The sequence below is a fragment of the Bacillus sp. 2CMS4F genome, from assembly GCF_023161785.1.
Classification (GTDB): domain Bacteria; phylum Bacillota; class Bacilli; order Bacillales; family Bacillaceae; genus Bacillus; species Bacillus halotolerans.
Map to the genome: position 1 here is coordinate 54,665 of NZ_JALNTO010000015.1, position 22,370 is coordinate 77,034.

Below are 22,370 nucleotides of genomic sequence, written 5' to 3' on the forward strand. Positions count from 1 at the left end.
CTAGAGGTCGTCAGAAAATTTAACAAATATAAAGGGAGTCATCAGAATGGCTTGGGAGCTGCTCAGTGTGATCGGCATCATTGCGTTTGCGGTCAGCGGCGCAATTGTTGCAATGGAAGAAGAATATGATATTTTAGGTGTTTATATATTAGGGATTGTCACAGCTTTTGGAGGAGGAGCGATCCGCAATTTGCTGATCGGTGTTCCGGTGTCAGCTTTGTGGGAGCAGGGTGCGTACTTTCAAATTGCTCTGGTATCGATCACGATCGTTTTCTTGTTTCCGAAGCTGCTGCTGAAGCATTGGAACAAATGGGGAAATTTATCGGATGCGATCGGTCTTGCAGCTTTCGCTATTCAAGGCGCTCTGTACGCCGTCAAAATGGGGCATCCGCTTAGCGCCGTTATCGTGGCTGCGGTGCTGACGGGAAGCGGCGGAGGAATCATTCGCGACCTGCTTGCCGGGCGCAAGCCGCTCGTGCTGAAAGCGGAAATCTATGCGGTATGGGCGGCGCTCGGCGGTTTAATCGTCGGCTTGGGCTGGACCGGAAACTCAATCGGTTTATACGCGCTGTTTTTTGTACTCGTCGTATGCCGCGTTTGTTCTTATATGTTTAATTGGAAGCTGCCAAACCGTTATTTTCGCTTAGATAGCCAGTAAATAAAAGAAACCTCATCCATGTCGGAGAGGTTTTTTTATTGCAGCCAGCTGGATCAAAGTCTTTTCAAATGCTGAAAAGTTGTTTGAAATTAATAAGTAGCCCAAAATGTATAGCTGATGGTCTTTTTAGTTCCTGTGTTAGTGAATTTGAATCTGTAATTTGTTTTGTAGCTTTTAGAAGCTTGTTTGTAACTTAAATTTGTAGAGCCTTTTTTCTTTGCATAAAAAGTTTTCACATTTTTCCAGCCTTTATTTGTCTTTTGTTGCAGAGTGGCTGTAATTTTCCCGCTGCCTGATCCGTTTGCCGTAATGTTGGCCCAAGTACCTTGCCCTGGATAATAAATATGAAAAGTTGGCGAGTAAGTATAGTTTTTAAATGAGCCCGAATGGTAATGAGTACTCCATATTTGACCTTTTTTAACCCAATCTTTAGCTTCTGCTTTGTTGTTTACTAGGTCAATAGCCGTAAAACTTGTTACGGCTACGACGAAAGCCAGCAACATCATATATAGCTTTTTCTTCATTGAGTATTACCTCCTAGCTTATTCTGGTTCTTTCTTCATGTTCATATCATAAACCGTCAGAAATAATGTAACATCGTCCTAATCTCCCAAATTAGAAACTTCATTTTGTTGAAATATGTCGAAAATGGATAAAAAATGACTATTTTACTGCGTCTATAGGTATGATAGCAAGGATGGAAGGCTATTGATTTTGTTTGCTATATGGATGATAATACAGCCAGTTTAGTCACTCTTCACGTGAGATGAACTGATAAACACGGCAACGCTCTGTGTGTGTTTAAAATGAAAAAGATATATTTTCATATGGAAGATTGAATGTTATAAGGAATCGATACTGATGAAAGAGAAGATTCGCAACCTAAAAAAAGAACGTAAAACAGTGATCAAAGTGTTAAAATAAAAAAACCGATTTCGAGTTGAAATCGGTTTTTTATGCATATAAATAACCCAAACCTTGAACGATGTTGGGCGAATGTGCTATTATAAATTGTATTTGCCTGCTTTTATCATATATTAAATATATATCCAATTCTATTTTACATTATTTCTTCTTCGTTTGTCAACTATTTTCTGGAGGTGCCGTTCATGAATCAGCATGATAAGGAATGGAAAGAAGAGCAGTCAAGAATAGATGATGTACTGCAGGAGCTCGAGAATAAAGAGCGGCTTCTCGAAACGTCCGCGGGCGGATTAAAGCATGATATTATCGGATTACGAAAAAACTTCTGGGAGGATGTCACGGTTAACTTTGATGACGTCCATGAAGCGGTTGAAACGATGGCAAGCATTAAGCAGCAGGCAGAGCTGCTGTCTGATCGGGAACGGAATCATCGGCATATGGATCAGCAGCTCAAACGAATTCATCAATTAAAAGCATCGCCTTATTTCGGCCGGATTGATTTTATTGAAAACGGCGAGAAACAGGCGGAGCAGATCTATATCGGTTTAGCATCCTGTATGGATGAGCTGGAGGAACACTTTCTGATTTATGATTGGAGAGCACCGATATCAAGCCTTTACTATAATTATTCCCCAGGAAAAGCTGAATACGAGGTTCCCGGTGAAACGATAGAAGGGGAAATGGTGCTGAAGCGCCAGTTTATCATTAAAAACGGCGCTCTCAAAGCGATGTTTAATACTGATATGACGATTGGCGATGAAATGCTGCAAGAGGTATTAAGCCATCACTCTGATACACAAATGAAAAACATCGTGTCCACGATTCAAAAAGAACAAAATCAGATTATCCGAAATGAAAAAAGCAAATTTCTGATTGTGCAGGGTGCGGCAGGCAGCGGAAAAACGTCAGCAGCGCTTCAGCGTGTCGCTTACTTGTTATACAGGCACCGCGGTGTAATTGATGCCGGACAAATCGTTTTATTTTCCCCAAACTTTTTGTTTAACAGCTATGTCTCCTCTGTTTTGCCTGAATTAGGCGAAGAAAATATGGAACAGGCGACGTTTCAGGAATATATCGAGCATCGGCTTGGCCGCAAGTTTCAATGTGAAAGCCCCTTTGATCAGCTGGAATATTGCCTGACCAAAACAAAAGATGGCAGTTTTCAATCAAGGCTTGCCGGAATCACGTGGAAGGCAGGCTTATCTTTTCAGCAATTTATTGATGAATACGTCAGCAGGCTGTCTTCTGATGGAATGATCTTTAAAAATATCGTTTTCCGCGGACAAAAACTGATCACAAAGGAACAAGTCCAAGCGTATTTTTACTCGCTCGATCAAAGCCTGTCCATTCCGAACCGGATGGAACAAACGGCAAATTGGCTGCTGAGTGAGCTTAACAAGCTGGAGAAAAAGGAACGGCGAAAGGATTGGGTCGTTCAGGAAGCCGAGCTACTCGACAAAGAGGAATATTTGGAAGTGTACAAAAAGCTGCAGGCAAAGAAACGGTTTAGTGAGAGTACATTTAACGATCATCAGAGAGAACAGCAGCTGCTTGCCGCCATGATTGTAAAAAAGGCCTTCAAACCAATTAAACAGGCGGTCAGGCAGCTGGCGTTTCTTGATGTCAAACAGCTGTATCTGCAATTGTTTTCTGACTGGGGAAGCAAAGCTCAAACAGAGGATACTGCGGCAATAGGGGAGCTGACAAGATCGGCATTTGGAGAAAATAAACTGCTCTATGAGGACGCGTCTCCATTTCTATATTTGCAGGATTTGCTAGAAGGCAGAAAGAAAAACACGCAGATCAAACATCTATTTATCGATGAAGCTCAAGATTATTCTCCATTCCAGATGGCGTATATAAGGAGTATTTTTCCGTCTGCCAGCATGACGGTGCTCGGTGATATCAATCAGTCTATTTACGCCCATGCAATAAACGGTGCAGCACGTATGGATGCCGGCTTTGAAAAAGAGCAGGCTGAGTGTGTCCGTTTAAAAAGAACGTACAGATCAACGAGACAAATTGTGGAATTGACAAAAGCGCTGCTGCAGGACGGGGCGGACATTGAGCCTTTTAACAGAGATGGGGAAATGCCCTGCGTGTTAAAAAGCGAGGGTCGCGAGGATCTTTGTCAAAAGCTTACGCGAGAAATTGGGCGACTTAGACAGAAAGGGCATGAAACCATTGCTGTTATTTGCAAAACGGCGCAGCAGTCAAGACAGGCACACGCTCAAATGAGCGAATATACCGATATTCGGCTGATTCATAAAGAAAACCAAACGTTTCAAAAGGGAGTTTGTGTGATTCCGGTTTATTTAGCGAAGGGAATTGAGTTTGACGCAGTACTTGTCTATGATGCCTCAGAAGAACAATATAGAACAGAGCACGACCGCAGGCTGCTGTACACTGCCTGCACCCGGGCCATGCACGGGCTGACCGTTTCTTCTATCGGTGAACCAAGTCCGTTTGTGAGTGCTGTGCCCCCTGATTTATATAAGAGTGCTGATTGAGAGAGAAGGGATGCCTTCTCTTTTTTGTTCATTTAAATGAGACAAAGGGGTTTTATCATTAATAATCTTAATCGTTATCATCATGTAAATATATTTTACTTGCGGTGTGTCTTCCGGTAAAGTTCAATTAGATACTATTTCGATCAGTTTATACAATTTTGTGAGGTGGATACGTTGCAACTTCAGGTAATGAACAGTCCGTTTAATCAGGAGCAGGCAGAGCTCCTTAACCGCCTTCTGCCAACCTTGACAGAATCTCAGAAAATCTGGCTGAGCGGCTATTTATCAGCGCAATCTGTTTCCGTGCTGGAAACTTCGGGGGCGCCGGCTGCTGTGTCTGCGGGTGTAACGGCACCGGCCATTTCAAAAGAAGTCACCGTCCTTTACGGTTCACAGACGGGAAACGCACAAGGGCTTGCAGAGAACGCCGGCAAGCAGCTTGAGGAGCGAGGCTTTCAAGTCACCGTTTCATCCATGAGCGACTTTAAGCCGAACCAGCTCAAGAAAATTAACAATCTTCTGATTGTCGTCAGTACGCATGGCGAAGGTGAGCCGCCTGATAACGCGCTGTCGTTTCACGAATTTTTGCACGGAAGACGGGCGCCTAAGCTTGATGATCTTCGCTTTTCTGTTTTGGCGCTTGGTGACAGTTCCTACGAATTCTTCTGTCAGACAGGAAAAGAATTTGACCAGCGCTTGGAAGAGCTTGGCGGAAAACGAATTTCTCCGCGCGTTGACTGTGATTTGGATTATGATGAGCCGGCTGCTGAATGGCTGGAAAGCGTATGTGAGGGCTTAAGTGAAGCCGAGGGCGGAAGCGTAGCGCCTGCGCCGGCCGCAGCGCCTCAAACTGGTGAATCTGCGTATTCAAGAACAAATCCTTTCCGGGCGGAAGTGTTAGAAAATTTAAATTTAAACGGCCGCGGATCAAATAAAGAAACACGACATGTAGAGTTGTCTCTTGAAGGATCAGGCCTTACGTATGAACCTGGTGACAGCCTCGGCGTCTATCCGGAAAATGATCCGGTACTTGTCGATTTGCTGCTTCAGGAAATGAATTGGGACCCCGAAGAAATTGTGACGCTGAATAAGCAAGGCGATGTCCGCCCGCTGAAAGAAGCGCTGATTTCTCATTATGAAATTACTGTTCTCACAAAGCCGCTTCTTGAACAGGCTGCTCATTTGACGGGAAGTGAGGAGCTTAGAGAGCTTTTAGCACCGGGAAATGAGGGTAAAGTGAAAGCGTATATTGAAGGGCGCGATTTGCTTGATCTGATCCGGGATTATGGCCCGTTCAGTGTAACGGCGCAGGAGTTTGTATCCATTCTTCGAAAAATGCCGGCCCGCCTCTATTCAATTGCGAGCAGCTTATCCGCAAACCCGGATGAAGTGCATTTAACGATTGGTGCAGTCCGGTACGACGCGCATGGCCGCGAACGAAAAGGCGTCTGCTCGATTTTATGCGCAGAGCGTCTGCAGCCGGGAGACACACTGCCGGTTTATGTCCAGCATAATCAGAACTTCAAGCTTCCGAAGGATCCTGAAACACCGATTATCATGGTCGGTCCTGGGACAGGCGTTGCGCCGTTCCGTTCCTTTATGCAGGAGCGCGAGGAGACGGGAGCTGAAGGAAAAGCATGGATGTTCTTCGGTGATCAGCATTTTGTCACAGATTTCCTATATCAGACAGAGTGGCAGAATTGGCTGAAAGACGGCGTGCTGACCAAAATGGACGTAGCGTTCTCACGCGATACGGAAGAAAAAGTGTATGTGCAGCACCGCATGCTTGAACAGAGCGCAGAACTGTTTGAATGGCTTCAAGAAGGAGCGGCTGTTTACATTTGCGGAGATGAAAAGCACATGGCACACGATGTCCATAACACACTCTTAGAAATTATAGAAATAGAAGGCAATATGACCCGTGAAGAAGCGGAAGTTTATCTTGCCGATATGCAGCAGCAAAAACGTTATCAGCGTGATGTATACTAATTTGACCTGAAAGGAGTTTTTCAACATGGTGACCAAAATCTTAAAAGCACCGGACGGCTCTCCAAGTGACGTCGAGCGCATTAAAGAAGAAAGCGATTATTTGCGCGGCACACTAAAAGAAGTGATGCTGGATCGGATCAGTGCGGGAATTCCGGATGATGACAACCGCCTGATGAAACACCACGGCAGTTATTTGCAGGATGACCGCGATCTCCGCAATGAACGCCAAAAGCAAAAGCTTGAACCGGCTTATCAATTCATGCTGCGCGTCCGTATGCCGGGCGGCGTATCGACGCCTGAGCAATGGCTCGTGATGGATGAACTTTCGCAGAAATACGGTAACGGCACCCTAAAGCTGACGACGCGTGAAACGTTCCAAATGCACGGGATTTTAAAATGGAACATGAAAAAAACCATTCAGACGATCCATTCGGCTCTTCTGGATACAATCGCGGCTTGCGGAGACGTAAACCGGAATGTGATGTGCGCATCGAATCCTTACCAGTCTGAAATCCATTCCGAAGTATACGAATGGTCCAAAAAATTAAGTGATGATCTCCTGCCTCGAACAAGAGCATATCATGAAATTTGGCTTGATGAGGAAAGAGTGGCCGGCACGCCTGACGCAGAAGAAGTCGAGCCGATGTACGGGCCGCTTTACCTGCCGCGGAAATTCAAAATCGGTATTGCGGTTCCGCCGTCAAATGACATTGACGTCTTTTCACAGGATCTCGGATTCATTGCGATTGTGGAAGATGGCAAGCTTATCGGATTTAACGTGGCAATCGGCGGCGGTATGGGAATGACGCACGGCGACAAAGCGACATATCCGCAGTTAGCCAAGGTAATTGGATTCTGCCGCCCTGAACAAATGTATGACGTTGCTGAAAAAACAATTACGATTCAGCGTGACTACGGAAACCGTTCCGTCCGTAAAAATGCCCGTTTCAAATACACAGTTGACCGCCTCGGTTTGGAAACAGTGAAAGAGGAATTGGAAAACCGTCTCGGCTGGAGCCTGGAAGAAGCGAAGCCGTACCATTTTGATCATAACGGCGACCGCTACGGATGGGTGGAAGGCATTGAGGATAAATGGCATTTTACGCTGTTTGTCGAAGGCGGCCGTGTGACGGATTACGAAGATTATAAGCTGATGACAGGCTTGCGTGAAATTGCTAAGGTTCATACAGGCGATTTCCGTCTGACAGCCAATCAGAACTTGATTATCGGTAATGTTCCAAGCGAGAAAAAGGATGAAATCAACGCATTAATCGATCAATACGGGTTAACTGACGGAAAGCATTATACAGCGCTGCGCCGCAGCTCTATGGCGTGTGTTGCTCTTCCGACCTGCGGATTGGCGATGGCTGAAGCAGAACGTTATTTGCCGTCCCTTTTAGATAAAGTGGATGAGATTATTGACGAAAACGGTCTTCGTGATGAGGAAATTACCATTCGCATGACAGGCTGCCCGAACGGCTGCGCCCGCCATGCGCTCGGAGAGATCGGATTTATCGGAAAGGCGCCTGGCAAATATAATATGTATCTAGGCGCTGCATTTGACGGCAGCCGCTTAAGCAAAATGTACCGCGAAAATATCGGAGAAGAAGACATTTTGAGCGAGCTGCGCGTCCTGCTTTCCCGCTATGCGAAAGAACGCGAGGAAGGTGAGCACTTCGGTGATTTCGTCATTCGCGCTGGTATCATTAAAGCGACAACTGACGGGAAGAATTTTCATAATTGAGATGAGAGACAGGGGGATTGCCCTGTCTCTTTTTGATTTTGCTTTGCGGCAAAAAAGTTCACCATGAGCATATCATGAGAAAAAATACCCTAAAAAGGGTACTATAAAAGAAGACTAGTGTGGAGGAGACTCCTGCGGAATCCAGTATTGGATGTAAGGCCATCCTTTATCTTTTGCAAGCCTCAGCCTCTTCGGACAAATATTATCAACTCATTATGCAGATACGCAGCAGATTAAGGAGGTTATGCATTTGGACATATTTTTAGTCGTCCTTGTTTTACTGGCTATTATTGCGATTTCTAACATTGTCAATCGGTTTATCCCGTTTATTCCAGTGCCTCTGATTCAGGTGGCGCTTGGGATTATTGCCGCCTCATTTCCACAGGGACTTCATTTTGAATTAAATACGGAATTGTTTTTCGTCTTGTTTATTGCGCCTCTTCTATTTAATGATGGAAAGAGGACGCCTCGGGCGGAGCTTTGGAATTTAAGAGCTCCAATTTTATTGCTTGCACTTGGCCTTGTATTTGCGACTGTGATTGTAGGAGGATACACGATCCACTGGATGATTCCTGATATTCCGCTGGCAGCGGCCTTTGGACTGGCAGCCATTCTTTCGCCGACTGATGTTGTCGCTGTCAGCGCATTATCAGGAAGGGTGAAGATGCCGAAAGGAATTCTGCGCCTGCTTGAAGGGGAAGGGCTGATGAATGATGCATCAGGTCTGGTCGCCTTTAAATTTGCGATTGCCGCAGCGGTTACCGGGGCATTTTCACTGGCGCAAGCAGCTGTCAGCTTTGTGTTTATTTCTGTTGGCGGCCTTTTGTGCGGGGTTGTCATTTCGTTCTTGATTATCCGCTTTCGTCTATTCCTGCGCCGTCTTGGCATGCAGGATGTCACGATGCACATGCTGATTCAAATTCTGACGCCTTTTGTGATTTATTTGGCAGCGGAGGAAATCGGTGTTTCCGGCATTTTAGCCGTTGTGGCGGGCGGTATTACGCATGCGGTTGAACAGGACCGTCTCGAATCGACGATGGTGAAGCTGCAAATCGTCTCATCGAGTACGTGGAACATTATTTTATTTATTTTGAACGGTCTTGTCTTTGTCATCCTTGGCACACAGATTCCGGATGTCATTTCGGTGATTTTTAACGATACAGCGATCAGCAACATGAAAGTGATCGGCTATATTCTGGTCATTACATTTACGTTAATGCTTCTTAGATTTCTGTGGGTGCTGTTCTTCTGGAACGGCAAGTGGTTCTTTAATAAAGATCAAACCATTTATAAGCCGGGACTTCGTTCTACATTGTTAATTTCCATTTCAGGTGTGCGGGGAGCGGTTACGCTTGCAGGTTCATTCTCCATCCCATATTTCCTGGAGGATGGCACACCGTTTCCGGAAAGAAATCTGATTCTCTTTTTAGCCGCAGGCGTCATTTTATGCACGCTTGTTATTGCCACCTTCGTGCTTCCGCTTCTGACTGAAAAAGAAGAAGATGACGAAGAAAAAAATAAGAAGCTGCTGACGGCGAGACGCAAACTGATTAAAACGGCTCTCAAAACGATTAAAGAAGACATGAATGATACAAACAAAACGGCGTCTCTTGCGGTCATTGCCGAATACAATGAGAAAATGAAAAACCTTCGTTTTCAGCAATATACAACGTCAACCCGCATAAAAAAGTATGAACGGAAAGTCCGCGCTCAAGGGATTAAAGCCGAGCAGGAAGAACTGATGAAACTGCTGGAGCGGGGAGACATCCCGGAAGAAACGGCAAACGCTCTGCAAGAACGGTTTAATGAATTGGAAATTTTGTATGCCAATCCGTTTAAAGTCGGTTTATCAAAAACAAGGCTGAAACGTCTGATGTATTGGATTTTCTTCGGAGAACATAAAAAGCCGGAGATGTCGATTTTAAACGAAGAGGGATTAATGAGAGCAACTAGGGTTAAAACGGCTAAAGCTGCGATAGGACATTTGGAAAAGCATATACCGGAAGAACATAAGGAAGTATTTTTATCTGTCATCTCGTTTTATAAACAATTAATTTTCAGATTGGAGCACAGCCATCACGAACATAAATCGAACGCCCATTTTGAAAATCAGAAGCTGGAAGTGAAGCTGAAGGCTGTGCAGGCGATCAGAAATGAGATTCAGACGCTCTTTGAGGAGCGGGAAATTTCCCGGGACATCTCTCATGAGCTTCGCCAATATATTAATGATGTGGAAGCCGCAATGCTAGAAGGCGGCGAATAATTCCAAGAAAAAAAGCTGGCATCGGACGCCAGCTTTTTTCTATAGGTTAGGGGCGATGGAATTCGACAGTGTTGTCGTTTCGGTCGAACCAGCCTCTGAAGGCCCAGTTGATCCAGCCGCCGTCTCCTTTGTTTGTGAAGCTTCCGTCTTCAAATACCCAAATGCCGTACGTAATGCCGTCATAAACGGCCGAGCCGTAAAACTGAACACCATTTAAGTGATCTTCATATTCCTGGCTTAAGTTAAAAACCATGACGTTGTATTTTTGGCCGGATGCGTAGAAGGAAGATTCCATGAGATTTTTCACAAAACCGTCCCTGTTCTGGGCTGATTTAATGGCATCTGAGATTTGGTTGGCAATCCCAAGCAAATCAAGGTTGACGTTTAAACCGACTTCTGCGGCAGCTGTTCCGGCTGTTGTTTTCTGTGAGATCTTCGGTGCGGGATTTTCCTCAGCAGAGGCAAGGGACAAAGGGGCAATTGTCAAAGCGGCGCCAAGTGCAAGAGTCATTGGGATACGAATACGTTTCAATTTGTTTCCTCCTCTATGTTTTTGTGGGCTACAGTATTCACTTACCCTGCTCACTGTCTAAATAATCTTATAATTGATAAAATAGGAAAAAAATAGGACAAATGCGCATTGTTTACTATGAAATAAAAAACGTCCGTATGAAAAAAGAAGCAAAAGAGGCTATTAAGCGTATTATTGGTATCTGCTGAGAGGAATGTGAGATAATATAGACGCTTACATTTCGATGAAAGGGTGGATGTTCAAGTGGCAACAAGTTTAAAAGATACTGTAAAGCTACATAACGGAGTTGAAATGCCTTGGTTCGGTCTTGGTGTTTTTAAAGTAGAAAACGGAAGTGAAGCGACTGAATCGGTTAAAGCTGCGATTAAAAATGGCTACCGCAGCATTGATACAGCGGCTGTCTATAAAAATGAAGAAGGTGTAGGCATCGGCATTAAAGAATCCGGTGTTGCAAGAGAAGAGCTCTTCATTACATCAAAAGTATGGAATGAAGATCAGGGTTACGACACAACGCTTGCTGCCTTTGAAAAAAGCCTGGAAAGACTTCAGCTTGATTATTTAGACTTATATTTAATCCACTGGCCTGGCAAGGATAAGTATAAAGATACATGGCGCGCGCTTGAAAAGCTGTACAAAGACGGCAAAATCCGCGCGATCGGCGTCAGCAACTTCCAAGTTCATCATTTAGAAGAGCTTTTGAAAGATGCTGAAATCAAACCGATGGTGAACCAAGTTGAATTTCACCCTCGTTTGACGCAAAAAGAATTAAGAGACTACTGCAAAAAGCAAGGCATCCAGCTGGAAGCATGGTCTCCGCTTATGCAGGGCCAGCTGCTTGATAACGAAGTGCTGACACAGATCGCTGAAAAATATAATAAATCTGTGGCACAAGTGATTTTGCGCTGGGATCTTCAGCATGAAGTTGTAACGATTCCAAAATCGATTAAAGAACACCGTATTATCGAAAACGCTGATATTTTTGATTTCGAATTGTCTCAAGAAGACATGGACAAGATTGATGCGTTAAATCAAGATGAACGTGTCGGTCCAAACCCCGATGAGCTTCTGTTTTAATCAAAAACTCCCCGTCTGCACAAGGGGAGTTTTTTAGTGGGTTTTTTTCAGTTGAATCAAAAAAAGCATCAGAAAAGAAATGACGATGATACAGACGACCCACGCCCATGCAAGTGCGTTGTTGCCGGAATCCAAAGCGACATAAATGGCTGTCGGCAGTGTTTGGGTAACACCCGGGATATTCCCGGCAAACATTAAGGTGGCGCCGAATTCACCGAGCGCCCGCGCCAGACTGAGAATGCTTCCGGTCAGCAACGATGGATACGCCAGCGGAATGGAGATATGGATAAACACCTTCCATCTGCTTGCTCCGTCTACCATTGCCGCTCCCTCTATATCGGGGTCAATATCGGAAAATCCGGTTTTGGCCGATTGATACATAAGCGGAAAAGCCACGATAGCAGAAGCAATCACAGCAGCCCACCAGGTGAAAATCACAGGCTGGTGAAAGATCCATTCGATCGCTTGTCCGATGAAGCTGTGCTTTCCAAACATGACGATCAAAATAAAACCGACAACGGTGGGCGGAAGAACGAGAGGAAGCATAAAAATCGTTTCGAGTACGGTTTTTCCGAAAAATGACGCTCGTGACATCCATGCCCCTGCCAAAGTTCCGAGAATGATCACCGCGATTCCGGCGACCGCCGCCACTTGAAAGGAAAGCATAACCGGCGTGAAAAATTCTGAAGTGCTGATGTTATTCAGCAGTAAAACCATATTTCTCAAACACTTTCATCGCTTCATCTGTTTGCAGGTAATCGTAAAATTCCTTCGCTTCCTTATGGTGTTTCGTATCTTTTACAATTCCTAACGGATAAACGATCGGGCTGTGTGTATCAGCTTTTGCCTCGTAAACGATTTTGACTTTCTTAGAGATCAGCGCGTCTGTTTTATAAACGACACCTGCGTCTACATTGCCTGTTTCTACATATGAAAGAACCTGGCGAACGTCTTTTCCGTACACGATCTTATCTTTTACTTTGCCCCAAAGAGACAGCTTTGTCAGTGATTCTTTTCCATAAGCTCCTGCCGGTACAGATTCTGGAGTCCCGAGAGCAATTTTTTCTGAATCAGTCAGATTGTCGAAGCCTGTGACCGGTGAATCACCATCCTTAGGCACAACGAGCACAATTTCATTTCCGACTAAATGGGTGCTGTCTTTTTTAGCGATATCCCCATCATCTACAAGCTTTTGGAATTTGTCCTCAGCGGCTGAGAAGAACAGATCGGCCCCGGCTCCTTGAGAAATTTGCTTTTGCAAGGCACCTGATGAGCCAAAGTTATCTTGGATCGTAATATTGTGATGGGTTTTCTCGTAATTCTTTTGAATTTCCTCGAGTGCATCCTGGGCACTGGCAGCTGCTGAGACAGTTAAGGTCACTTCCTTCTCATTGTCACTTGATGATTGGCTGGCAGAGCAGCCTGCTGCAAGCAGAAAAACAGTTAATGCTGCGGTCAGAATGGAATACTTCTTAAACATGATTGCACCCCTTATAATTAGTTATATCCAATTATAACTGATTATGTTTGGGTTATGTGGGTTTTTTTACATTCTCCGAAAAGGTATAATGAAATAGGAGAGTGATGATGATGAATGAAACCTCTTCCTATACGATAGAAGAAGTTGCTGGTCTGCTGAAGGTATCAAAGCTGACCGTTTATGATTTGATTAAAAAAGGCATGATCCCTGCTTACCGTGTCGGAAGGCAGATGCGTGTCGATGAAGCAGATTTAAAGCAATATAAGGCGAACATGAGAATGTCTCAGCCTGTGTCTTCACCCGAAGAGCCGAGAAAGGCACAGGAGCCGATGCCGGAGGGAAGGCGGAATGTCGTCATCAGCGGACAGGATATATCGATGGATCTGCTCAGCAAGCATTTGGAAAATGCCATTCAAGAGACGCCGCTCCGCCAATACAAAGGCAGCTTAAACAGCCTCATTGACATGTACCAAGGCAAATGCGACATTGTCAGCCTGCATCTGTACGATGCGGAAACCGCTCAATATAATACGCCTTATGTCAAACGCATTCTGTCAGGCGAACCGTTTTGTCAGATGAATGTTGTCCTTCGCAAAGCCGGCTTATACGTTCAAAAAGGAAATCCGAAAAACATACAAGGCTGGGATGACCTGAAACGAACCGACATCCGCATCATCAACAGAGAAAAAGGATCGGGCGCAAGAGTGCTGCTTGACGAACAGCTTGGTCTGCTTGGTGTGACACCTTCAGATGTCAAGGGCTACAGTGACATTGTGACTGATCATTATGCTGTTGCCTCCCAAGTCTCGAGCGGACAGGCAGACGCGGGAATCGGGGCGCAGCACGCGGCACATATGGGAAGCGTTGATTTTATCCCGCTCATCGAGGAACAATACGACATTGTCATTTTGAAAAAACACCAGCAGCTGCTTGAAGCTGTAAAGAGCATCTTGAAATCGGAAGAATATAAGGCCAACCTGTCTCATCTTAATGGCTATCAAACGAAGCTGACAGGTAAAGTGATATACGAAACATGAAAAAAATCCCTCGTAGAGGGATTTTTTTATTGACCATAAAAGCGCAGAAGGTCTCCGTTTAACATTTTATCAGAGAGAGACAGCTCTTCATTTGCTTTTTCTTTATAGGGAGCGCACGCATCTTGGTTTTCTAACACTTCACCTGTTTTTTGGCTGTAGCATGTGTTTTTCGTATATACATAGTCGTTCGTGATAAAGCTGCCGTTTCTCAGCACGGCAAATGGCGTTCGGTTGTTTGACAGCAAATCATTGCCAAACTGAATATCACCTTTTGTATCAATTCCGAGCAGGTGCATCAGAGTCGGCCTGACGTCAACCTGTCCTCCGGCATCGGAGATTGTTTCCGGGTTTTGATCAGTGATTCCAGGAATATGAATGATAAACGGCACCCGCTGAAGCTGGACGGTGTCATATGGCGTAATTTCACTTTTTCCTAAAAACTCAGCCAGGGCTTTATTATGGGCTTCTGATATGCCGTAATGATCTCCCATAAAGACAATCATCGAGTTTTCGTATAAGCCTTCATCCTTGAGCTTTTTGATAAAATGCTTCAGTGCTTCATCCTCATAGCGAACCGTCGTCACATAGCGGTTTAACAGGTCGCTGCTCGAATCATATTCATCAATCAGCTGATCCTTTTCATCAATTTCAAACGGAAAATGGTTCGTCAATGTGATGAAATTGCTGTAGAACGGCTGCGGCAGGCTTTTCAGTTTAGCAGCTGACTGTTCCAGAAATTCCTTATCCTTTAATCCCCAGCTTGTTGAGGTTTCGGGAGTCACATGGAACTCATCGACATCAAAAAAGCGGTCAATCCCAAACGTTTTATACATCACATCTCTGTTCCAAAATGTTTTATGATTGGCGTGAAAGACGGCTGAATAATAATCATTCTGCTTGAGTGATTTGTACATCGTATGAAATTGATGGTCACTTTTCGTAAAAAAGACGGCGCCGCTTAGGGAAGGATATAGAGAGTTAGCGACGATAAATTCAGAATCAGACGTTTTTCCTTGCTCTGTTTGCTGGTAAAAATGATCAAAGGAATAGCTTTTTTTCATCAGATCATTCATAAACGGGGTAATTTCTTTTCCGTTTACCTTTTCATTCAGAACAAAGCTTTGAGTCGATTCAAGCGTCACAAAAATCACATTCCGTCCCTTTGCCAGTCCGAACTTGCTTTGATCAGGCTTGCTGTAGTCAGCCTCAGTGTAGTTTTTGATTGTAGAGAGGCTGTCTTCATCGGCAAATGCCTTCGCACTCATATTGACAGTCTGAGAAATGGTATCGTAGATGTGGAACTGAAACAGGCCAATGCTTTTGACGAGCACTTCCCGATCGAAGGAATGTGCCAATAGCTTCGGCTGTTCAATTTCTGCAAGCCCCAGCGTACATATAAGAATCCCGCAGGAAGCGGCATAGTACCGCTTGACCGTACGGGGGTTCGCTTTTGACTCGGGACTCTTCTCTTTTCTGGAGAGCAGCAGAAGAAAAGCCAAATCCGCAAACAGAGCGATGAACAAAGGATTGAACAGTTCTTTTACACTGCTGCCCATATCGCTCATGTTGCTGGCCTGAAACAAAACCGGGATGGTAATAAAATCGATATAAAAGCCGTAAAAAATCGTGTTGGAGATCAAAATGGCAGTCAGAACCAAATTGGCAATCAGCAAAAAGATGCGCTGCTTGCTGCCTTTTAAAAGCAGTCCAATCCCAAATAGAGGGAGTATGAAGCTAAGCGGATTGATCAGCAGAATCAGCTCCTGCAATAGAGAGTCGATCTGCAAATCAAAACCCAGTTTATAGATCACATAAGTTTTGATCCACATGAATAAGATGGATAAACTTAAAAAACGCTGATTGTGAAAAAAGGTTCCTTTCATCAATTTATAACTCCTCACGTTTTCTTGAACATCTGCCATGAGATGCTTCTTATGTAAAACCTACTAAAAACAGTCTTCTTAGACAAGCTTCAGCACTCGTGTTTAAAACATACGCCCATGGAACAGCATATAAAAATAATAGCATGATGCTATTGTCAGACCGGCCAACACAAGCTGTTCGGAAAAACTGCCTGTCTTCATATACAGCGGCAGCCGTATGCGAATGGTTGAAGGGAATAACAATTTGATGCCATTCACTGTCCAGGCATCCAGAACCAAGTGGCTTGCCATTCCGATCATCAGCCCTGCTGATATGTTTTTATCTGGAATATATGTGGCTGTGATAAAAAACATGATGAGCAGAAACAGCAGGCTGTGTGTAAAGGTGCGGTGGCCAAATACGGAACTGACAATTTTCGATAAGATAGGAAATCTTCTTCCGATTTTACTCTGCGTGTGGCAGATGTCGGGAATTAATGCGCCAACCGCGCCGGACGCCGCCATAAGTACTGGGTCAAATCCATAATAATAAGCCGCTGCGGTACAAGAAGCGATGCCTCCCATGATGTGTGTTTTTCCTGTCATTTCCCCGCTTCTCCTTTATCTTTTGCAAAAATCTCTGAATTACAAATATATCAAGAGAATGTATGTTTGAGCAACAGAACTTTGGACGATAAAAAAATGAGCCGCATAATCTCCTGAGAAAAAGGCATCTTAAAGATGTACCTATTTTCTAAAAGAGGTGATACGAATGGCTTTCTTTAATAAAGATAAAGGTAAACGTTCTGAAAAAGAAAAAAACGTAATCCAAGGAGCTCTTGAGGATGCCGGTTCAGCTCTTAAAGATGATCCGCTTCAAGAAGCTGTGCAAAAAAAGAAAAATAATCGCTAACCGCATGCGGATAGGGCTTGGCTCTATCCGTATTTTCCATCTGTTCCCTTTGACAGATCATTCTTTCTTTGATAACCTTCTGGGAGTAACTGAATAAATAAATCCTCACTCTTTCTCAGTGAGGTAGAGGTTGCGCGGATGATGAGTCACACATGCCAGGCTGACAGGAGCTGTTAAACATGTGTAAAAGGCATCAGCGCCGAAGTGTGGAGAAAGCCGATCCTTCTCTATGCTGGGACTGTATCTGAATAAGTGCAGGACTGCCGCGTGCTTTTTCGCGGAGGGCTATCCGGAGATCAAGGGTGTGTGTTTCTTTAAGCATGGACTTTTGTTCAGGCTTTTTTTGTGTTTACATGATCTCGGGTTCTGGTCCGTACAAAGAATCATTGGAGGTACTGGAATGGAACAGACAAAAAAATGGGGTTTTTGGTTATTAACGGCGTTTGTCGTTGGAAATATGGTTGGATCGGGGATTTTCTCCCTGCCGAGTTCGCTTGCATCGATTGCAAGTCCGCTTGGCGCTACGTCCGCCTGGCTTTTGACAGGTGCGGGCGTGCTGATGATTGCACTTGTCTTCGGGCACTTGTCCATTCGCAAGCCTGAGCTGACAGCGGGGCCGCAAAGTTATGCGAGAGCGCTGTTTTCTGATCCGAAGAAAGGGAACGCTGCCGGATTCACAATGGTGTGGGGCTACTGGGTGGCGAGCTGGATCAGTAACGTGGCGATTATCACAAGTCTTGCCGGTTACTTGACTTCGTTTTTCCCGATTTTAGTTGATAAACGTGTACTGTTTGCTGTCGGCAGCCAAGAGGTGACACTCGGCCAATTGCTGACGTTTGCAGTATGTACGATTTTGCTCTGGGGAACGCACACGATTCTTGTTGCAAGCATTAACGGTGCAAGTAAATTAAACTTTATCACAACGTTTTCAAAAGTATTAGGTTTTGTTTTCTTTATCATTGCCGGATTGTTTGTGTTTCAAACGACATTATTCGATCATTTTTATTTTCCGATTCAAGGTGAGAACGGCACAAGCATTGGCATCGGCGGACAGGTTCACAACGCCGCCATTTCTACTCTATGGGCGTTTGTCGGAATTGAATCAGCAGTGATCTTGTCTGGACGCGCGCGTACTCAGCGTGATGTGAAACGTGCGACCATCACAGGTTTGTTGATCGCGTTAAGCATTTACATTATTGTCACATTGATCACAATGGGGGTTCTGCCGCACGATAAGCTTGTCGGATCTGAAAAACCGTTCGTTGATGTGCTGTATGCGATTGTCGGAAACGCAGGAAGCGTGATTATGGCGCTACTGGCGATTCTTTGCTTATTCGGAACGATGCTCGGCTGGATTTTGCTTGGCTCTGAGGTTCCGTACCAAGCTGCTAAAGCAGGAGATTTTCCGGCGGTCTTTGCGAAAACAAATAAAAAAGGAAGCCCGGTTATTTCTTTGATCATTACAAATGTGATGTCACAGGTCTTCATATTCTCTGTTATTTCCCGGACAATAAGTGACGCATTTACGTTTTTAACGACAGCGGCAACCCTTGCGTATTTAATTCCGTATTTAGTGTCTGCGATTTACAGCCTGAAGCTTGTTATAAAAGGTGAAACGTATGATCAGCTGAAAGGTTCCCGGGTAAAAGACGGATTGATTGCGATTTTAGCGTGTGTATACTCATTGTTTGTTATCGTAACAGGCACAGCGGATTTAACGACATTTATTCTCGGCATCGGTTTGTTCTTTGTCGGTCTGGTAATTTATCCGTTTGTGATTAAGAAATTCTCGAAAGAAAAACAAGCATAAAAAAAAGACATCTGACAATGCAGTCAGGTGTCTTTTTTATAAAAACGTTATTTCTCCTGTTATAAGTCGCATACACAAAATAGCGGACAGGAACGCTGCCAGTAATAGAGACATTCGAATATGCAAAAAACGCTTTTTCAGTTTCTTCAGAAAATGAACAAAGCCAGCACTAGGATAAAAACGAGAAGCACATGAGAAAAAGGGTTTCCGATATAAAGACCGTTGAAAAAACTAATGGCAATGATGATGCAGCTTAATAGGAATTGAGAAAGAAAATATGCGATGCGGTTCAATATGAGTTGCTCCGTCCTGTCGGATTCTTTGCAATATAGAAAAGAGCCGCAGATCAGTGCGGCTCTTTGTTTATTTTGTTAAGCTTTCCGTAATAAATTTCAGCTGTCCTTCTAGTGAAATCGGGTCTGAGAAATAGAAGCCGATCGGGTCAATTTTATAGACATGATCATTTTTGACAGCATCGAGGTTTTTCCAAATGGAACTGTCAAATACGCCGCCATCGTCTCCGCCTGATTGCCATGGACCCGCAAAAATGTAATCTCCGGCGAAGTCAGGGAGCTTTTCTAAAGAAATGCTGGTATACCCTGGGCCTTGGTCAATCGCTTTTTCCTTTGTCAGCTTTGTGGCCTGTAAACCAAGATCTTTGTAGACGATGCTTCCGCCTCTTCCGAAATCTTTACCGAATACATAAATGTCTTTGCCGTTTGTTTGCATAATAGAAACTGTTTTGTCACCAATGACTTTTTGAATTTTTGTTTTGGCTGCCGCGACTTTTTTGTCCCACTCGGCAAGCCACTTCTCCGCTTTATCTTCCGTTCCTGTCATTTTTGCGAATTCTTTCAGCTGTTCAATGTTATCGAGCTTATCGTATTTCACCGCAACAGTCGGCGCGATTTTTTCGAGCTTTTTAATATCGGCGCCTTGTGTTGTCCAAACGATGATCAGGTCAGGCTTTAAATCAATCACTTTTTCAACAGAAGTGCCGTCTCCGATATTTGTGACACCGTCGGTTTTACCTTTGTAGTAAGGGTTTTTAAATACATTTTCAGGTGCTCCGACGACGTTGATGCCCAGTGTTTTGAAGTCTCCGTAGTAGCCGTCAGCCATGACAACCACCCGTTTAGGATGTTTAGGAATTTTCACATTTCCGTTTTCAGCCTTGTATGTAATGGTTTCTTCGTCTTTTGAATCAGAGGAAGAGCCTTTGCTTTCTGAGTGATTTCCGCAGGCTGCCAGCGCTGCAATCAATAGCAGGGCAAAAAATGCGGCTCCGAGTTTCTTATATATATGGGTCATATCTCATACCTTCTTTCTGGAAAATGGGTGATAAAGAGAATCATTATCAATGTGATTATACCATCGCAAGAGCCAGTTGACACGATATTTTTGCAATTATATTCTCATTTTTGTTTAAAACGCTCTATTAAATCAACGGAAAAAAGTGATATACTGAAACAGCAATTGATAATCATTATCATTATCGAAAGGAAGTACGGCTGTTGAGTCACATGAAAAATAAACAGATGATATCAGATGAAGAAATTCAATGGACATCCCGGTCGTTTGGTGCGGTCATTGTGCTTGTTGCGGGGGTATGTTTATTATGCTTCGGCGCGATGCTGTCCATTTCTCTCGGTGCTGCGGATATCCATTTACGGACTGTGTGGGACGCCATCTTTCATTTCCAGCCAAATGAAACCTCACACCAAATCATACACGATCTTCGGCTGCCAAGAACGGCTGCTGCCGCGCTTGTCGGCGCATTGTTAGCCGTGTCTGGGGCGATCATGCAGGGCATGACGAGAAACCCATTGGCGGAGCCTTCTATTATGGGGATAACATCGGGCTCTGCTTTTGCTATTTCGATTGCGTTTGCTTTTTTCCCAGGACTTTCTGCCTTCGGGCTTGTGCTGTGGTCCTTTGCGGGCGCGGGATTGGGGGCATCGACGGTATTGGGCATCGGCATGTTTTCCAGGGGCGGTCTCACGCCTGTAAAGCTTGCTCTTGCCGGAACGGCCGTCAGTTATTTCTTTACGGGCATTTCAACCGCAATTGCGCTCCGTTTTGATGTAGCACAGGATGTCAGCTTTTGGTACGCAGGCGGGGTAGCGGGTGTGAAATGGTCAGGCGTTCAGCTGCTGGTTATTGCAGGAGCTGTCGGTTTGACGTTTGCGTTTATCATTGCCCGGTCTGTGACGGTGTTAAGCCTCGGTGACGATCTGGCGAAGGGGCTTGGGCAGTATACATCAGCGGTGAAACTGGTTGGCATGCTTGTCGTTGTGGTGTTGACGGGAGCTGCTGTTTCCATTGCCGGCACTATCGCGTTTATCGGACTGATCATTCCTCATATCACAAGGTTTTTGGTAGGGGTTGATTATCGGTGGATCATTCCTTGCTCGGCGGTGCTTGGCGCTGTTTTGCTTGTTTTTGCTGACATTGCGGCCAGACTCGTGAACGCGCCGTTTGAAACGCCTGTCGGCGCGCTGACCTCCCTCATCGGTGTTCCCTTTTTCTTTTATTTGGCACGTCGTGAAAGGAGAGGGCTGTAATGAAAACGAAAACGAAAAAACCTCTAGTTGTGATAGCAGTGACTTTTCTGCTGATCGTGCTTGTCTTTTTTATCAGTCTGAATATGGGTGTCATTAAAATTGCCCCATTGCAAACGCTCAAGGTCTTTTTCGGCCAAGGGACGGCGCGGGATGAGCTTGTCTTATTTGAGTTCAGGCTGCCGCGAATAATGTTGTCGTTGCTTGTTGGGGCGGGTATCGCTGTTGCCGGAGCCATTTTGCAAAGCGTGTCTCAAAATGATTTGGCTGAACCGGGTATTCTCGGGATTAACGCCGGGGGTTCGCTTGCTGTTGTGCTCTTTATTTACTTTTTTCAAGGGTCAGCATCAGATCTCGGCTTTTTAGGGACGTTTATGCTGCCATTCAGCGCTTTGGCAGGCGCGTTCCTCGCCGCGTTTCTCATTTATCTTCTGGCTTGGAAAAAAGGTGTGACTCCGATTCGGCTGATCCTAGTCGGAATCGGAGTGAATGCCGGATTTAATGCCCTTTTGCTTATTTTTCAGCTCAAAATGGACCCGCATGACTTTATGCAGGCTGCAGTTTGGATATCAGGATCGATATGGGGGGCCAATTGGAACATGATCTGGGCGGTACTCCCCTGGATTGTGATCTTGCTTCCTTTTACTTTATATAAAGCACGCTATTTGAACATTTTACAGCTGGGAGACCAATTAGCGACCGGACTTGGCACTGCTGTTGAAAAGGAAAGACGGATTCTCCTTCTGGCAGCGGTCGCTCTTGCCGCATCCTGTGTGGCAGCTGCAGGAGGCATCGCGTTCCTCGGATTAATCGCGCCTCACGTGGCAAGAAGGCTTACCGGTCCCCGCCACCAGACGCTTATACCGGTTTCCGCCTTTATCGGCGCGTTTCTGTTTCTGCTGGCTGATACGCTGGCGAGAAATGTATTGGCACCGTCAGAAATTCCGGTCGGACTTGTCATCTCCGTATTAGGTGCGCCTTACTTTATTTATTTATTGATGAAATCGAATTGA

18 protein-coding genes and 1 riboswitch are annotated in these 22,370 nt (G+C 44.8%); of the genes, 11 read left to right on the forward strand and 7 right to left on the reverse strand.

What is annotated here, in order from left to right:
• Window positions 1–46: 46 nt before the first annotated feature.
• Window positions 47–658, forward strand: coding sequence for a trimeric intracellular cation channel family protein (locus MTN95_RS18085; RefSeq protein ID WP_010331875.1), 612 nt, complete (start codon window positions 47–49; stop codon window positions 656–658).
• An 89-nt stretch (window positions 659–747) separates the two neighbouring features.
• Here the strand turns inward: MTN95_RS18085 and MTN95_RS18090 are convergent, their stop codons facing one another.
• Complete coding sequence (locus MTN95_RS18090) at window positions 748–1,182, reverse strand: hypothetical protein (protein ID WP_024122837.1); 435 nt, start codon at window positions 1,180–1,182, stop codon at window positions 748–750.
• A 585-nt stretch (window positions 1,183–1,767) separates the two neighbouring features.
• Between MTN95_RS18090 and helD the strand changes: the two genes are divergently transcribed.
• The 4 genes from helD to MTN95_RS18110 all read left to right on the forward strand — a co-directional run bounded on the left by helD (window position 1,768) and on the right by MTN95_RS18110 (window position 10,088).
• On the forward strand, window positions 1,768–4,092 hold the full coding sequence (gene helD / locus MTN95_RS18095; protein ID WP_248339503.1) for an RNA polymerase recycling motor HelD: 2,325 nt from the start codon (window positions 1,768–1,770) through the stop codon (window positions 4,090–4,092).
• Window positions 4,093–4,266: 174 nt separating this feature from the next.
• Window positions 4,267–6,081 (forward strand): assimilatory sulfite reductase (NADPH) flavoprotein subunit, encoded by a 1,815-nt coding sequence (locus MTN95_RS18100; protein WP_248339513.1) that lies wholly within the window; start codon window positions 4,267–4,269, stop codon window positions 6,079–6,081.
• Window positions 6,082–6,106: 25 nt separating this feature from the next.
• Complete coding sequence (gene cysI / locus MTN95_RS18105; RefSeq protein ID WP_248339529.1) at window positions 6,107–7,825, forward strand: assimilatory sulfite reductase (NADPH) hemoprotein subunit; 1,719 nt, start codon at window positions 6,107–6,109, stop codon at window positions 7,823–7,825.
• A 250-nt stretch (window positions 7,826–8,075) separates the two neighbouring features.
• On the forward strand, window positions 8,076–10,088 hold the full coding sequence (locus MTN95_RS18110) for a Na+/H+ antiporter (RefSeq protein WP_105953889.1): 2,013 nt from the start codon (window positions 8,076–8,078) through the stop codon (window positions 10,086–10,088).
• A gap of 46 nt (window positions 10,089–10,134) precedes the next feature.
• Here the strand turns inward: MTN95_RS18110 and yvgO are convergent, their stop codons facing one another.
• Entirely contained in the window at window positions 10,135–10,620 is a 486-nt protein-coding gene (gene yvgO / locus MTN95_RS18115; protein WP_024122833.1) for a stress response protein YvgO, read from the reverse strand.
• 243 nt (window positions 10,621–10,863) lie between these two features.
• On the opposite strand from yvgO, the gene pgoN reads away from it, so the two are divergent.
• On the forward strand, window positions 10,864–11,694 hold the full coding sequence (gene pgoN, locus MTN95_RS18120; protein WP_044159103.1) for a glyoxal/methylglyoxal reductase: 831 nt from the start codon (window positions 10,864–10,866) through the stop codon (window positions 11,692–11,694).
• Between the two features lie 33 nt (window positions 11,695–11,727).
• Here the strand turns inward: pgoN and modB are convergent, their stop codons facing one another.
• Together modB and modA are read right to left on the reverse strand one after the other, a co-directional pair.
• The gene (gene modB, locus MTN95_RS18125) at window positions 11,728–12,420 is read right to left on the reverse strand and encodes a molybdate ABC transporter permease subunit (RefSeq protein WP_142391631.1); all 693 of its coding nucleotides are present in this window, start codon (window positions 12,418–12,420) and stop codon (window positions 11,728–11,730) included.
• The gene (gene modA / locus MTN95_RS18130) at window positions 12,392–13,174 is read right to left on the reverse strand and encodes a molybdate ABC transporter substrate-binding protein (protein ID WP_248339536.1); all 783 of its coding nucleotides are present in this window, start codon (window positions 13,172–13,174) and stop codon (window positions 12,392–12,394) included. The genes modB and modA overlap by 29 nt, the downstream gene beginning before the upstream one ends.
• A 110-nt stretch (window positions 13,175–13,284) precedes the next feature.
• Here modA and MTN95_RS18135 point away from each other — a divergent pair, with 110 nt between their 5' ends.
• Window positions 13,285–14,211 carry a substrate-binding domain-containing protein gene (locus tag MTN95_RS18135; protein WP_059292701.1) on the forward strand — a complete coding sequence of 309 codons (927 nt, stop codon included), beginning with the start codon at window positions 13,285–13,287 and terminating at the stop codon, window positions 14,209–14,211.
• A 26-nt stretch (window positions 14,212–14,237) separates the two neighbouring features.
• On the opposite strand, the gene MTN95_RS18140 is transcribed toward MTN95_RS18135, so the two are convergent.
• Both MTN95_RS18140 and MTN95_RS18145 read right to left on the reverse strand, forming a co-directional pair.
• On the reverse strand, window positions 14,238–16,094 hold the full coding sequence (locus MTN95_RS18140; protein ID WP_202853408.1) for an LTA synthase family protein: 1,857 nt from the start codon (window positions 16,092–16,094) through the stop codon (window positions 14,238–14,240).
• 102 nt (window positions 16,095–16,196) lie between these two features.
• Window positions 16,197–16,679, reverse strand: a complete 483-nt coding sequence (locus tag MTN95_RS18145) for a metal-dependent hydrolase (protein WP_024122827.1) — start codon at window positions 16,677–16,679, stop codon at window positions 16,197–16,199.
• 166 nt (window positions 16,680–16,845) lie between these two features.
• Here MTN95_RS18145 and sspJ point away from each other — a divergent pair, with 166 nt between their 5' ends.
• Both sspJ and MTN95_RS18155 read left to right on the forward strand, forming a co-directional pair.
• Window positions 16,846–16,986, forward strand: a complete 141-nt coding sequence (gene sspJ / locus MTN95_RS18150; protein ID WP_010331863.1) for a small acid-soluble spore protein SspJ — start codon at window positions 16,846–16,848, stop codon at window positions 16,984–16,986.
• Between the two features lie 116 nt (window positions 16,987–17,102).
• A riboswitch (Lysine riboswitch) is annotated at window positions 17,103–17,282 on the forward strand.
• Between the two features lie 104 nt (window positions 17,283–17,386).
• Window positions 17,387–18,796 carry an amino acid permease gene (locus tag MTN95_RS18155; protein ID WP_103671332.1) on the forward strand — a complete coding sequence of 470 codons (1,410 nt, stop codon included), beginning with the start codon at window positions 17,387–17,389 and terminating at the stop codon, window positions 18,794–18,796.
• A gap of 363 nt (window positions 18,797–19,159) precedes the next feature.
• Here the strand turns inward: MTN95_RS18155 and MTN95_RS18160 are convergent, their stop codons facing one another.
• Window positions 19,160–20,107, reverse strand: a complete 948-nt coding sequence (locus tag MTN95_RS18160; protein ID WP_202853407.1) for an iron-hydroxamate ABC transporter substrate-binding protein — start codon at window positions 20,105–20,107, stop codon at window positions 19,160–19,162.
• A 212-nt stretch (window positions 20,108–20,319) separates the two neighbouring features.
• Between MTN95_RS18160 and MTN95_RS18165 the strand changes: the two genes are divergently transcribed.
• Together MTN95_RS18165 and MTN95_RS18170 are read left to right on the forward strand one after the other, a co-directional pair.
• On the forward strand, window positions 20,320–21,360 hold the full coding sequence (locus MTN95_RS18165; RefSeq protein ID WP_369810958.1) for a FecCD family ABC transporter permease: 1,041 nt from the start codon (window positions 20,320–20,322) through the stop codon (window positions 21,358–21,360).
• Window positions 21,360–22,370, forward strand: a complete 1,011-nt coding sequence (locus tag MTN95_RS18170) for a FecCD family ABC transporter permease (RefSeq protein WP_248339538.1) — start codon at window positions 21,360–21,362, stop codon at window positions 22,368–22,370. The genes MTN95_RS18165 and MTN95_RS18170 overlap by 1 nt, the downstream gene beginning before the upstream one ends.

Bases quoted from the DNA above. Each gene is read 5' to 3' on its own strand.
- helD (WP_248339503.1), top strand. From the start codon at position 1,768: ATGAATCAGCATGATAAGGAATGGAAAGAAGAGCAGTCAAGAATAGAT.
- MTN95_RS18145 (WP_024122827.1), bottom strand. From the start codon at position 16,679: ATGACAGGAAAAACACACATCATGGGAGGCATCGCTTCTTGTACCGCA.
- MTN95_RS18165 (WP_369810958.1), top strand. From the start codon at position 20,320: ATGAAAAATAAACAGATGATATCAGATGAAGAAATTCAATGGACATCC.
- MTN95_RS18135 (WP_059292701.1), top strand. From the start codon at position 13,285: ATGAATGAAACCTCTTCCTATACGATAGAAGAAGTTGCTGGTCTGCTG.
- MTN95_RS18090 (WP_024122837.1), bottom strand. From the start codon at position 1,182: ATGAAGAAAAAGCTATATATGATGTTGCTGGCTTTCGTCGTAGCCGTA.
- MTN95_RS18155 (WP_103671332.1), top strand. From the start codon at position 17,387: ATGGAACAGACAAAAAAATGGGGTTTTTGGTTATTAACGGCGTTTGTC.
- cysI (WP_248339529.1), top strand. From the start codon at position 6,107: ATGGTGACCAAAATCTTAAAAGCACCGGACGGCTCTCCAAGTGACGTC.
- MTN95_RS18085 (WP_010331875.1), top strand. From the start codon at position 47: ATGGCTTGGGAGCTGCTCAGTGTGATCGGCATCATTGCGTTTGCGGTC.
- modA (WP_248339536.1), bottom strand. From the start codon at position 13,174: ATGTTTAAGAAGTATTCCATTCTGACCGCAGCATTAACTGTTTTTCTG.
- MTN95_RS18170 (WP_248339538.1), top strand. From the start codon at position 21,360: ATGAAAACGAAAACGAAAAAACCTCTAGTTGTGATAGCAGTGACTTTT.
- MTN95_RS18160 (WP_202853407.1), bottom strand. From the start codon at position 20,107: ATGACCCATATATATAAGAAACTCGGAGCCGCATTTTTTGCCCTGCTA.
- sspJ (WP_010331863.1), top strand. From the start codon at position 16,846: ATGGCTTTCTTTAATAAAGATAAAGGTAAACGTTCTGAAAAAGAAAAA.
- MTN95_RS18140 (WP_202853408.1), bottom strand. From the start codon at position 16,094: ATGAAAGGAACCTTTTTTCACAATCAGCGTTTTTTAAGTTTATCCATC.